General features: G+C 36.4%; 9 protein-coding genes. 5 read left to right on the top strand and 4 right to left on the bottom strand.

What is annotated here, in order from left to right; translation table 11 throughout:
* Positions 1 to 55 precede the first annotated feature (55 nt).
* A complete protein-coding gene (locus A8L32_RS16835; protein ID WP_075591051.1) occupies positions 56 to 1,609 on the bottom strand; it encodes a glycine--tRNA ligase in 1,554 nt (517 codons plus the stop codon).
* Positions 1,610 to 1,862: 253 nt separating this feature from the next.
* Here A8L32_RS16835 and nadB point away from each other — a divergent pair, with 253 nt between their 5' ends.
* From nadB to A8L32_RS16855, 4 genes are all read left to right on the top strand, one after another.
* Positions 1,863 to 3,437: an L-aspartate oxidase gene (nadB, locus tag A8L32_RS16840; protein WP_075591052.1), complete on the top strand. Its 1,575-nt coding sequence runs from the start codon at positions 1,863 to 1,865 to the stop codon at positions 3,435 to 3,437.
* Positions 3,438 to 3,443: 6 nt separating this feature from the next.
* Complete coding sequence (locus tag A8L32_RS16845) at positions 3,444 to 4,703, top strand: glycosyltransferase family 4 protein (protein WP_075591053.1); 1,260 nt, start codon at positions 3,444 to 3,446, stop codon at positions 4,701 to 4,703.
* Between the two features lie 3 nt (positions 4,704 to 4,706).
* Positions 4,707 to 5,456 carry a glycosyltransferase family 2 protein gene (locus tag A8L32_RS16850; RefSeq protein ID WP_075591054.1) on the top strand — a complete coding sequence of 250 codons (750 nt, stop codon included), beginning with the start codon at positions 4,707 to 4,709 and terminating at the stop codon, positions 5,454 to 5,456.
* A gap of 241 nt (positions 5,457 to 5,697) precedes the next feature.
* On the top strand, positions 5,698 to 6,084 hold the full coding sequence (locus tag A8L32_RS16855; RefSeq protein ID WP_075591055.1) for a DUF4890 domain-containing protein: 387 nt from the start codon (positions 5,698 to 5,700) through the stop codon (positions 6,082 to 6,084).
* A 72-nt stretch (positions 6,085 to 6,156) separates the two neighbouring features.
* Here the strand turns inward: A8L32_RS16855 and A8L32_RS16860 are convergent, their stop codons facing one another.
* Complete coding sequence (locus A8L32_RS16860; protein WP_075591056.1) at positions 6,157 to 7,338, bottom strand: T9SS type A sorting domain-containing protein; 1,182 nt, start codon at positions 7,336 to 7,338, stop codon at positions 6,157 to 6,159.
* Between the two features lie 526 nt (positions 7,339 to 7,864).
* Between A8L32_RS16860 and A8L32_RS16865 the strand changes: the two genes are divergently transcribed.
* On the top strand, positions 7,865 to 8,515 hold the full coding sequence (locus A8L32_RS16865) for a T9SS type A sorting domain-containing protein (protein WP_075591057.1): 651 nt from the start codon (positions 7,865 to 7,867) through the stop codon (positions 8,513 to 8,515).
* A gap of 79 nt (positions 8,516 to 8,594) precedes the next feature.
* Here the strand turns inward: A8L32_RS16865 and pbpC are convergent, their stop codons facing one another.
* Together pbpC and A8L32_RS16875 are read right to left on the bottom strand one after the other, a co-directional pair.
* The gene (pbpC, locus tag A8L32_RS16870; RefSeq protein ID WP_075591058.1) at positions 8,595 to 10,961 is read right to left on the bottom strand and encodes a penicillin-binding protein 1C; all 2,367 of its coding nucleotides are present in this window, start codon (positions 10,959 to 10,961) and stop codon (positions 8,595 to 8,597) included.
* Complete coding sequence (locus tag A8L32_RS16875) at positions 10,961 to 12,511, bottom strand: ArnT family glycosyltransferase (protein ID WP_075591059.1); 1,551 nt, start codon at positions 12,509 to 12,511, stop codon at positions 10,961 to 10,963. Before A8L32_RS16875 ends, pbpC begins: the two co-directional genes overlap by 1 nt.
* Positions 12,512 to 12,956 lie beyond the last annotated feature (445 nt).

Genomic DNA, 12,956 nt, shown 5'->3' on the forward strand with positions numbered 1-12,956 from the left:
CATCTGGCTGCTTTTATACTTTCAACTAGGAACTTTTAACTTTCAAACTCCTAGTTTACACAATCTCTTTAAATAAGTTTTTCATACTTACTTTTTCTTCTAGTATCTTTTCAAGATCTGCAATAGCAACACGCTCTTGCTCCATTGTATCACGGTAACGTATAGTAACGGTATTGTCTTCCAATGTTTGGTGATCAATCGTAATACAGAAAGGTGTACCAATAGCATCCTGACGACGGTAACGTTTTCCGATAGAATCTTTTTCGTCGTATTGTAAGTTGTAATCAAACTTTAATGTATTAACAATCTCACGTGCTTTATCCGGTAAACCATCTTTCTTTAATAAAGGAAGAACAGCCATTTTAACAGGCGCTAGTGCAGGTGGAAGCTTAAGCATAATACGTGCTTCTTTTTTACCTTTACCGTCTTCCACAATATCTTCGGAATAAGCTCCAGCCATAATGCTTAAAAACATGCGGTCAACACCAATAGAAGTCTCTACCACATAAGGAACGTAGTTTTTATTTAATTCAGGATCGAAGTATTGCATCTTTTTGCCTGAGAACTCTTGGTGCTGAGATAAATCGAAATCAGTACGTGAGTGAATACCTTCAACCTCTTTAAATCCGAAAGGCATACGATATTCAATATCAGTTGCAGCATTAGCATAGTGCGCTAATTTCTCATGATCATGGTAACGGTATTTTTCATCACCCATACCTAATGACTTATGCCATTTCATACGGAAGTCTTTCCAATAGTCAAACCATTTCATTTCTTCACCTGGGCGAACGAAAAATTGCATTTCCATTTGCTCGAATTCGCGCATACGGAAGATAAACTGACGAGCTACAATTTCGTTACGGAAGGCTTTACCAATCTGTGCAATTCCAAAAGGAATTTTCATACGACCTGTTTTCTGAACGTTCAGGAAGTTGACAAAAATACCTTGAGCCGTTTCAGGACGTAAAAATAGTTTGCTTGCAGAATCAGCAGTTGATCCCATCTCTGTTGAGAACATTAAGTTAAACTGACGAACATCGGTCCAGTTTTTAGTTCCTGAAATAGGACAAGCTACTTCGTAATCAACAATAATTTGCTTTAAATCTTCCAAATTATTGTCGTTTAACGCTTTTGCAAAACGAGTATGGATAGTTGTTATCTTCTCTTGATTAGCTAATACACGAGGATTCGTAGCTTTAAACTGCTCCTCATCAAAAGACTCTCCAAAACGTTTTTTTGCTTTAGTAACTTCTTTTTCAATTTTAACCTCAAACTTCTGAATCAAGTCCTCGATTAAAACATCGGCACGGTAGCGTTTTTTACTGTCTTTATTGTCGATCAAAGGATCGTTAAAAGCATCTACGTGTCCAGAAGCTTTCCAGGTAGTAGGGTGCATAAAAATGGCAGAATCTAGTCCTACTACATTTTCATTTAATTTAACCATGGCATCGTACCAATACTTTTTAATGTTGTTTTTTAACTCAACACCAAGCTGACCATAATCGTAAACCGCTCCCAATCCATCGTAAATTTCACTTGATTGAAAAACAAACCCATACTCTTTACAGTGGGCTACTAACTTTTTAAAAACATCTTCCTGAGCCATATTTTATCTAGATAACAGATGATTAGATTTAAGATAAGTAACCTCCAAGAGATTATATCTTGCCTCCTTGTTGTTTATATTTTATTGAGAGCAAAAATACCTATGTAAATAATTGAATGCAGGTATTTTGCTATTTCAGTTTGCAAAAATAGTCCAAAATTCTTTTTTTCCGAATTATTCAGAATAGGAATAGTGAAATAGCTATATTTGCTTACTATTTTTTAACACTTGGAGAGGAAATTCAATATTTAGGATGAGAAAAAAAGTGGACTTTCTGGTCATCGGTTCCGGGATTGCGGGCTTAAGTTTTGCTTTAAAAGTTGCGCCGTACGGTAAAGTGCTGGTCATCAGTAAAACTAAAATGGCCGAAACAAATACCGCCTACGCACAAGGAGGAATTGCATCGGTAATGTATAAACCCGATAATTTTAAAAAGCACATTGAGGATACTATGATTGCTGGCGACCAGCTTTCAAATCCTGACGCTGTTAAAATGGTTATTGAAAATGGACCCGAACAAATTGAGCAATTAATTAATTGGGGAACAAATTTCGATAAATCGGAAAAGGGAAAGTACGATTTACATAAGGAAGGTGGACATTCTGAATATCGAATTTTACATCACCTCGATAATACCGGTTTTGAAATTCAGCGTGCGCTAATTGAAGAAGCAAAGGGGCACGAAAATATTGAATTTGCCGAGGATTTTTACGCAGTAGATATTATTACGCAGCACCACACTGGAGAAATTACCTATCGTTGGCGTACCGATGTGGAGTGTTACGGGGCCTATGTACTCAATGAAAAAACGGGTAAAGTAGATACTATTTTATCTAAAATTACCATGATGGCAACTGGAGGTATAGGTAATATTTACCAGACGACCACCAACCCAACAATTGCTACCGGCGATGGAATAGCCATGGTATACCGAGCAAAAGGTATCATCGAAAACATGGAGTTTGTGCAGTTTCATCCTACCTCATTATATAATCCTAAAGAACGTCCGTCGTTTTTAATTACTGAAGCCATGCGTGGTTATGGTGCCATTTTAAAATGTAAAAATGGCGAGGCATTTATGGAAAAATATGATGAGAGAGCCAATCTAGCTCCTCGAGATATTGTGGCTCGTGCCATTGATAATGAAATGAAAAACAGTGGGGATGACTTTGTTTATTTAGATGTGACCCATAAGGATGCAGAAGAAACCAAAGAGCATTTTCCAACGATATATCATAAGTGTTTAGAGTTAGGTATTGATATTACCAAAGACTTAATTCCAGTTGTTCCCGCTGCACATTACGTGTGTGGAGGTATTAAAGTGGATTTACAAGGACGAAGTTCTATCATACATTTATATGCTGCAGGAGAATGTTCATCGACAGGCTTACATGGCGCCAATAGATTAGCTTCTAATTCACTTTTAGAGGCGGTTGTATATGCGGATGTTGCTGCAAAGGATGCCATTGAAACGGTAAAGGATTTAAAGCATAATACTAAAATACCAAGTTGGAATGATGAAGGAACCACCCATAATGAAGAGATGGTTTTAATTACTCAAACCAATAAGGAAGTAGAGCAGATTTTAAGTAATTATGTGGGAATTGTTCGTTCTAACTTACGTTTAAAAAGAGCTTTAGATCGATTGGAGTTGATATATCGAGAAACAGAAAACTTATTTGATGATTCTATTGTAACCAAAGAATTGTGTGAGATAAGAAATAAAATTAACGTGGGCTATTTAATTATTAGAATGGCCATGCGCAGAAAAGAAAGCAGGGGACTGCATTATACCCTTGATCATAATAGATTAAGAACCAAAAGGTAATAGGGGTTGAAGGTACTGATTATAAATAAGTCGGCTTCTAATGGAGGTGCTGCAGTTGCTGCCCGACGTTTGTTTAATGCTTTAAAAAGCAATGGAACGGATGTTAAAATGTTGGTGGAGGATTGTAGCGATACTGCCCAAGATATTGCTTGCGTTGCGAATAATAAGGTTAAGCGAAGAGCTTCGTTTAAGCGCTTTGTATACGAGCGACTTTATTTTCTACCCTTCGAAAGAAATAAATCAGTGCGATTTCAGTTTTCGCCTGCTGTTGCAGGATTAGATCTCAGCAATCATCCTTGGGTGCAAGAAGCTGATATTATCCACCTGCATTGGTTTAATCAAGGTTTTATATCGCTTAAGGGCTTGGATAAACTTTTTCAACTCAATAAACCTATTGTATGGACACTTCATGATATGTGGTCCTTTACAGGGGGGTGTCATTATTCTGGAAGTTGTTCTGAGTATGTTGAACATTGTGGTCACTGCCCATTTTTAAGATATAGGCACAATACTGATTTATCGTATACTATTCATCAACGTAAAAAGAAAATTTGGAAGAAAGCCGAGATGCATGCAGTTACCTGCAGTAAATGGTTAGGATCCTTAGCTAAGGAAAGTACACTTTTACGAGGTAAGAAAATTTCAGCTATTCCAAATCCAATAGATAGTGAGTTGTTTAAACCTATTGATCAGCTTGAAACCAGAAAGAAACTGGGTTTACCCTTGGATAAAAAGTTGTTGTTGTTTGGTGCCGCTAATATCAACGACCCACGAAAAGGAATTAAGTACTTAGTTCATGCATTAGAAATTTTGGAGATTAAACAACCTGAGCTAAAATCAAAGTTTGAGCTGGTCGTTTTCGGAAAATCGAACAAAGCATTTCTAAAAAATATTCCTTTTAAGATTCATGAGATGAATTTTATTTCGAATAATGAAGAGCTGGTGCGATTATATAATGCGGCGGATGCATTTATCTTACCTTCATTACAAGATAATTTACCCAATACTGTAATGGAATCATTATCGTGCGGAACACCGGTTATTTCTTTTAAAATAGGCGGTGTGCCAGAGATGATATCACATCGTAAAACGGGTTATTTGGCCGATGCAAAAAATAGCGATCACTTATCTAAAGGGATTTATATAACCTTGTTTAAGTCGCATAATGAAAAGATGCAGCAGGACGCTCGCGAATTTGTGCTGAATAATTACTCTAATCAGATTATTGCCGAACAGTATCAAAACGTATACACCTCTTTAGTTTAAAACATGACTCTAAAGCCAAAAATTTCAATTATTACAGTTGTATATAATGGTGAGTCTACACTTGAGGCAACTATTAAAAGTGTGGCGGCACAATCCTATTCTAATATCGAGTATATTATTGTAGATGGGGCTTCAAAGGATTCAACGCTTAAGCTGATAAAAAAACACGAAGGCTTTATTTCTCAGTGGATAAGTGAGCCAGATACAGGAATCTATGATGCCATGAATAAAGGTGTTGGTTTATCCACAGGTGATTACTTATGGTTTATGAATTCTGGCGATGAAATTGCGGAACACGAAACCCTTCAGCTGGCAATTAATCACTCTCAAGGTGCGGATATCTACTACGGAGAAACGCTCATGATTGATGAGAATGGGCAAGAGATTGGCGATAGAAGATTAAAAGTGCCAGACCAACTCACATGGAAAAGTTTTAAAAGAGGAATGTTGGTAAGCCATCAATCGTTTATTGTAAAAAGAAGTTTGGTAGGAAAATACAACTTAAAATATAAATATTCTGCCGACTTTGAATGGTGCCTTAAAGCCATGAAGAGCGCTAAGGTTATTTGTAATACAGAACTGGTACTGTCTAAATTTTTGGATGGCGGATTCACCAAGCAGAATATTATTCCTGGCCTTAAAGAGCGATTCCGAATTATGGTGCAACACTACGGTTTCTTTTCTACCTTGTATCACCATTTTTTTATAGCCATTAAATTCTTTTGGTTTGTGCTAATAAATAAACGGTTTTAATACGCTACCCTTACGCACAAACAAATATAATATGTTTGATCTAAAGGTAAGCTCTAAGCTCTAAGCTCTTTAGTTATTGTTTTCTTCTCTAAAGTGATGTAAGGTATTTATTGAGATATGTGCATGTGAGCTCCCTCTTATAAGTATTGCAATATTTTTTCGAGGGATATAAACTTATTCATCGTCTAATACTTTAAATGATCATTAATTAAATAGTTTACTCATTTAAATTTTAGATAAGATGAAGAATTTAATATTTACCCTAGCTGCATTTCTAGTATTAAGTATATCTGTTAACGCTCAAGGCCCTCAACGAGGAGGTACGCCAGAAGAAATGGCCAAAAAGCAAACTGAAAAAATGAAGAAAGATTTATCCTTATCGGAAGATCAGGTAACAAAAGTTTCGGCCATTAACTTAAAGTATGCAAAAAAGATAGACGAAGTAAGAAACAATGCCAGTGGAGATAGAGCAGCTATGCGTGAAAGTATGCAGCCTATTCGAAAAGCAAGGAATGCTGAAATGAAAAAAGTGTTGTCTGAAGATCAGTATAAGACAATGGTTGAGAAGGATAAAGAAATGATGGAGAAAAGAAGACAAGGTGGAGGTCAGGGCAGAGGCCCAAGATAATATAGTGAAATTTTCATAGTTTGGTTTTTTTTGGTGCAGCTCCATCGTTACGATGGAGCTTTTTTATTAATATTATTGTTTAACTAATTTTTCAGATCCCCAAAAACCATCCTTATCAACCACATGCATAATATACATGCCTTTATCTAAATCGGTCAGAGAGATAATGTGTTGATCTTGCGATAAATAATTAACAGATTTTGCAAGTCGTCCATTAACATGATAAAACATGATGCGATCGATATTAGCGTTTGCTTTAACCGTAATCTGATTCTGAATGGGGTTTGTAAAAGAAACTTTATCTGACACCTTAATTTTTGAAACAGAACTCGTAGCATCTATTCTTTTGTAAGAGCGAATCCAATCTACTTTAAAAATATTATCTTCCGCCACTGCCAGTTCGTTGGCGGTAGGCCAAACACCATTATTTACTTGCCATCCTTGCGCTGCTCCAGATACGATAATATATTCCCTCTGGGTTAAGCCATTCCCTCCCAAATGTTCATTGGGGTCAATTATATCCGGTCCGGAAACTGTTCTTACCAGTTCTCCGTCAATATAATATTCCAGGTGGAATGGATCTCTCCAGTAAACACCTACAGTGTGGAAATTATCTCTCCATTTTGATCCGGCCGGTTGTAAGCGATAATAACTGCCTGCATCCGTTGGTTGATAATCTGAGGTTGTACCATTTTCTCTTTTAAAGGTATGATGACTAAGATGCATACGTTCTGCAAACCAGTTTTTCGAAGATTGTGCACTCTCCGAATCGCTCGAGCCATAAGCTTCAACAATATCAATTTCTTCTAAACTATTGTCACTTAGCATCCATACCGCGTTTGCCATTACAGAATTCATTACTTTCATTCTGGTTTCTACATAAACCGGATAAACTAATAATTCCTTGGAGTGAATAGCACTAAAGAAATTTAAATTTTGTCCGCTAGGATTTACCGTAGCTTTAACTTCAAGGTTACCTCCAGTTACTTTTGAATTATCAGGAGTCCATGTAGTGTTACCAAAGCCTGGCCACGAGTTGATGTAGCCATTTTCCCATCGTTCATCAAATTCAGAACCTTTATTAGATCCGGCTGGCGTTTCGTAGTTAAAATCATCTGATAATTCGTCCACTAATTCCCAGTTGTAATTAGCGTTATTGGCTTCTGCCGGAACGTCAATTCCATCCCAATCGTACTGTCCATAACATACCGTAGTATTAATGCCGAGCCAAATAATAAATAAAGCTTTTTTCATTTTGAGTTTTTAAAAATTTAAACTTAGAAATGTATGTGCTTAGCGTTTGGATTTGAGTTTGTAAAAATAGCTCTTGCTTTATGAATACTTAGGGGGAGCGAGATTAGTTTATCGTACCTGTTTGATAATACATTAGGTTTATCCCCTTGTTCATTTTATTTACCCGCTTATGAGACTTTATTCCAATAAAACTTCCTTTTGTTAATAAGGGTATTCAGAATAGTAAGTTTCAAAAAACCTCAGATGAGTTATCTGGGGTTTGTGCGATTATAGGCGATGCAGTCTTTCTTTTTTAATGATTTGCATATCTATGGTGGGCTTTTAAAAGCTATTTGTTTTGTTTTTATCCCCTGTGCAATAGTATAGACTAGTATTTGATAAGTCCTTATAATCTTGTTTGTTATCACTCTGCCCTTACATATGTATCAAGTGCGGAGGGTGAAGTAGTGAGTGGTGATATATATTTGAATGTAGATAGTTTTATCTAAAAAATGTAAACCTTATTTATTAATTAAAAGTTTAAAACATGAAAAAAATTTACACATTAATTGCAATTGCTCTTATGAGCATTTCGACATTTGCACAAACGATTACTGTGGGTACAAAGACCCTGGATAATAATGGCTTTATATGGGCCTTAACTGCGGCAGCAGGTTCATCATTAACTATTGAAGGATCAGGCTTTGCTGAGGGTGATGTAGTGTCCGGTAATTTAACCAATTGGGTAGGATGGAATGCTGGCCCTACCGTTTATGGTTCATATTCGGCCACAGCTGATGCTTCAGGAAATATTTCAGGAGATTTAGATATCGATGGAGCAACACCTCCTGGACCTTCACACGTTGTTAATCCTGGTGGATACATGATTCAATTGAATATAAACGCCCCGACTAAGGATAATTTCTATAACGGTTTCAATTATGCAAATCTTAAAATTGAAATAACAGTTTCAACTGATATTGATTCACCTGAATTAAGTGCTGGGTCGGTTTATGTTATTGGAAAGAAATTATGTATTAACGATGCAACTGCCGCTAACTACAAAGTATATAACTTGAGTGGAACAATTGTGCAAACAGGTTCAATTGATGGATCATCGGTACAAATACCATTAACATTAGCTAAGGGTATTTATATTGTAAAAGTTGGTGATACAACAACTAAGATATCATTATAGAATAATTCTATTATTTATCACGTAAAGCTCCATCATTGCGATGGGGCTTTTTTTGTACAAGAAATTTGAAGAGCCATAATTAATCATCCCCTCTTCCAATACAATTAATCCATTTATAGAGTGTATTTCCATCTTCATCCAATAGCGTTATTTTGTGCTTACCTGCTGTAGGTTGAATGGCCATTTGATGCACAAAGCTAGTTTCTCCCAGGTATTCATCATCCATATGCCAATAAATACTTGAAGAAGAATTACGATGAGCTACTTTTAATACAATAGCCTGTGTTTGTCCATCCAGACCAACTGGTAAATAAAGCTTATTGGTATTTTGAGGATAAATAAATTCCATCACTTGTGAATGTATGGATGCACAGTTAGGATGCATGGGAGGAAGTTTTTTGTATAAAGGATGATTTCTCTTATAATACCATTCCATTACTGGCGGCAATGTAAACCATTTTACGTGTTGCATCTTTGATGTGCTATAACAATCAGAATGCACCCTGTAAATCCCATTTTCATCCAGATGAACTAATTGATGATAAGGGCATAACTCACTTTTTTCTCCTTGGGTGGGCATGTAAGCCGAATCTATTCTACAGTTTGATCCGGCTTTAAAACCAGAATCTTTACATACAGGTATTTTTACCATATCATCATAAGGCGGCTCAAACCATGTAGTCTTTGGTAGATGACGAAATACATCAAACATAATGGGCCCAGCAGTCGTTCCTCCCACAATTCCAGGTCTTCCTTCGCCCGTTGCATTACCTACCCAAGCAGCAACTACATATTGGGGCGTAATGCCAATGGCCCAAGCATCTCGATAGCCAAAGCTAGTCCCCGTTTTCCAGGCTATTTTTCTACTCGAAGAAAACAATTTCCACCCCGCTTCTTCATCAGGTCTGGAGACACTGGTTAATGCTTCAAAAGTGTGAAAGGTGGCAGCAGCACTATACACTGGAAAAAACTCAGTGGAGTTTCCTTGTTGAAGGCTATCATCTGCAAATAAAATAGGCTTTTGAAATTCTTTGGAGTTATAGGTACTGTTGTTATCGGTGTAATTAATTAAGCCGCGAGTCATGGATGCATAAGCGCCTGACAACTCAAATAAGCTTGCTTCAGCACCTCCTAATATCAGTGATAGCCCATAATGGTCGGGGGACTGTTTAATGGTGCTTAAAGTAGATTTTTCTAACAGATCACAAAACCTTCCAATATCGTATTCTTCCAGCATTTTTACGGCTGGCACATTTAGCGATCGGCTTAAGGCCTCATCGGCGGGGACTGCACCCGCATATGTACGATTATAATTTTTAGGTGCAAAATTTTTATAATAAGTAGGTATGTCAGCAATTAAGGAAGTGGATAATAGTTTTCCGTCTTGCAAAGAACCTGCAAATAAAAAGGGTTTTAAAATACTGCCTGTGCTTCTGGGCGCTTGAATAACGTCTACATGGTTTTGGTGAAACTGCTGTTTAATAGGTCTGGTGTTACCACAATAAGCCAGAACCTTTCCTGTTTTAACTTCTAAAACTATGGCAGCAGCGTTGTGAATTTCATTCAATCGTAATTTATGATGATGAAAATGAATGGTTTGGTTTACGCGTTTTTGCAGTTGATGGTTGAGGGTGAGATGATATATTTTGCCTTCCTCCTGTTTTCTGCAATAATCTAATAGGTGTGGAGCCAGTTGCGGCAGCGCATAGGGGTGTTCAGGAATAGGCTCGTCTAGCGAAAGATGATAACTGGTAGAATCAATCTTTCCTTTGTTAAGAAGTTTGCCTAATAAGCGATCTCGTTTTTGTAATAATAATGTTCTGTTTTTTCCTGTATGAATTAACCCTGGCGCATTGGGTAATACGGCAAGCATAGCACTTTCAGCCCACGAAAGTTGATGCGGAGGTCGTTGAAAATATCGCCATGAGGCAGCTTCTAAACCAACTACATTTCCTCCAAAAGGAGCATGGGTGGAGTAGAGTTCCAATACTTCTGTTTTAGAATGGCTCAGCTCTAAACGAAATGCTTGAATCATTTCTATAAATTTGCTCCATACTGTTCTTTTGCGTTGGTGGGCCAAACGAATAATCTGCATCGTGATAGTACTTCCTCCACTCACTACTCTTTGCTGCGATATATTCTGAGCCAATGCGCGTCCCATAGAAAGAGGGTTTACACCAGGGTGTTTATAGAAATGCTCATCTTCAAACATCAATAAACAAGTAGCAAATTTATGAGGTACAGAATCTCCTTTGGGGAAACGCCATTGTCCGTCAGAGGCAATGTGTGCGCCTAATAATTGGTTGTTGTTAGAATATGTTACGGTGGAATAGTCAACCTTAAAAAGAGGAAATTGTAAAGAGAACCAAAATAGAACGATAGCCACTAATAAAAAAGAAAGAAGGGTTCCTTTTTTATGCTTCTTGACTGTGTGGCTCCATCTCATTATAAAGGCAATTCTTTTTGTAGATTTTTATATTTCCATATATAAACATTTAATGCTTTTTTTCCAGCTCTTTCAATGCTAATTACTTTAGGTTCTTTAGTGTAGTTTTTAAAATAGTCGGCTAATTCGGGTTTAGGTTCCTTGTGGTATAATGATGTTGTTATAAAGCAAGCATCTTGTCCAATGGAAATACCTCCTCTTAAATGATTTATTTTTTTATAAATATGTTGTGCCTTAATATCTCCTAAAACTAACAATGGCTTTTCGTTGGGCAGAGCAAAATAGAAATCAAGATGTGCTGCAGGAAACCATTTATGAGTCAGCACTACATAGTTTTCTTGTAGTTGCTTGTTCTCTATTTCTTCGTTCAAGTAAACTTGAATCTCTTCGCCAATTTTATCCCAGGCGTAAAGATCAAGCGTTGGATCTTTTCTGCCAATTTTATTTTCCTGCGTTTCGTTATCTAAGGGAATAAAACCTGTGTAGGTCTGCACCATGGCAAGCATTAAAATGGCCAGAATAAAAATATTTCCTCCATACACATATCTAGCAAAAGCTTTAGGCGATTTACGAATTAACTCTGTAGTACTAAAAATAGATGCTACTACTAATAAACCATAGTACCCTGGTCCGCTCCAATGCGGCAATGTACCGTTATACATCGACATCACTAAAACAATAAGAGATAACGGAACGCCAGTGTAAATTAAAAATGCAATGGGTTTTGAAACCGCCCAATCTCTATTTTTAAAGAAATACCATAAACTCGCTACAATAAGTACAACGTTAAACGGATTGTTGTAAAATAGCTGCCCGAAAAATTCAGGAAAGAAGTTTTTAAAATTTGGCCATATAGAACCGCTTCCCACTCTATCGCTATGAAAGTTAAGGCTAGATAAATCGTTAAAGTAATTCCAAAGTATAACAGGGCTAAATACGATTATTGATAATAATACAGAGAAAATAAACTCTTTACTAAACAGCTTTTTCCATTTATAATGAAGGAAATATAGGCCTGCTCCGCCCCAAAGAAAAACACCATGGTATTTACTTAGCATGGCAAATCCCACGACAATGCCAAAAAAGTATAGGTATTTCGATTTATCTGTATGAATGAATTGTATAAATAGATATAATGAAATTATCCAAAATAAGCTTTGTGGCGTATCGGGTAAAATAAAAACTCCCACTATAACCGAAGCATAAATAGATGCTGAAGCTAGTAAGGCCGCAACAATTCCTGTTTTCCTATCCTTTAGCAAGTACCCAATGCGATATAAAAGGTAGATATTAACCGTGCCGATGATTAAAGCGCCTAAGCGAATAAAAAACTCATCCATCAAAAGCATATCAAAAGTTGTGATACGCATTAAAACACTGATCATTGGAGGATGGTCGAAGAAACTCCAATCAGGAAATAAGCCATAAGTAACGTAATAAACTTCATCAATACCAAAATTGGTAAAGCTTGCTAGAATGGCACGAACCACAAGATTAATGGCAAGAATATAATAAATGCTTTTTCGGTGATTGAATAAAAAGGCAGTCATGGTTTTTTCAATTGTATTTTACGCTACGAATATACTGGAAATGTCATTTACTTGAATCATTAATGATGTATTTTATGGTATGGAGTATACTACTTCACTGATCATTTAACTAGTTAAAAATTTCATTAATAGCGGTTAATACATGTTAATATGTAGATAATTGAATACCTATGGCATAATGATTGATTCGCTAATCACTGAAAAACAATTTGTTTTCATGACTAGGTTAGTTTTTCGGTTTAGTAATCGAGGTGCCACAGTACCTCGATTACATTTTAAGGTAAAATAGTTTTTTCATAGATTAGGGTTTAGGTTTATAAAAAGAGCGTTTCAACGGAGGCGCTCTTTTTTTATACATATACTCAAACCTTAATCATTTTTGGAGTGCAGAATATTTGAAATAAAAGCTAGAAAAATAATTAACAATATTACACAAAACTGACAT

The organism is Labilibacter marinus (genome assembly GCF_001659685.2).
Taxonomy (GTDB): domain Bacteria; phylum Bacteroidota; class Bacteroidia; order Bacteroidales; family Marinilabiliaceae; genus Saccharicrinis; species Saccharicrinis marinus.

Excerpts from the sequence above, each read along its gene's own strand:
- A8L32_RS16835 (WP_075591051.1), bottom strand. The coding sequence starts at position 1,609 with ATGGCTCAGGAAGATGTTTTTAAAAAGTTAGTAGCCCACTGTAAAGAG.
- nadB (WP_075591052.1), top strand. The coding sequence starts at position 1,863 with ATGAGAAAAAAAGTGGACTTTCTGGTCATCGGTTCCGGGATTGCGGGC.
- A8L32_RS16850 (WP_075591054.1), top strand. The coding sequence starts at position 4,707 with ATGACTCTAAAGCCAAAAATTTCAATTATTACAGTTGTATATAATGGT.
- A8L32_RS16855 (WP_075591055.1), top strand. The coding sequence starts at position 5,698 with ATGAAGAATTTAATATTTACCCTAGCTGCATTTCTAGTATTAAGTATA.
- A8L32_RS16860 (WP_075591056.1), bottom strand. The coding sequence starts at position 7,338 with ATGAAAAAAGCTTTATTTATTATTTGGCTCGGCATTAATACTACGGTA.
- A8L32_RS16865 (WP_075591057.1), top strand. The coding sequence starts at position 7,865 with ATGAAAAAAATTTACACATTAATTGCAATTGCTCTTATGAGCATTTCG.
- pbpC (WP_075591058.1), bottom strand. The coding sequence starts at position 10,961 with ATGAGATGGAGCCACACAGTCAAGAAGCATAAAAAAGGAACCCTTCTT.
- A8L32_RS16875 (WP_075591059.1), bottom strand. The coding sequence starts at position 12,511 with ATGACTGCCTTTTTATTCAATCACCGAAAAAGCATTTATTATATTCTT.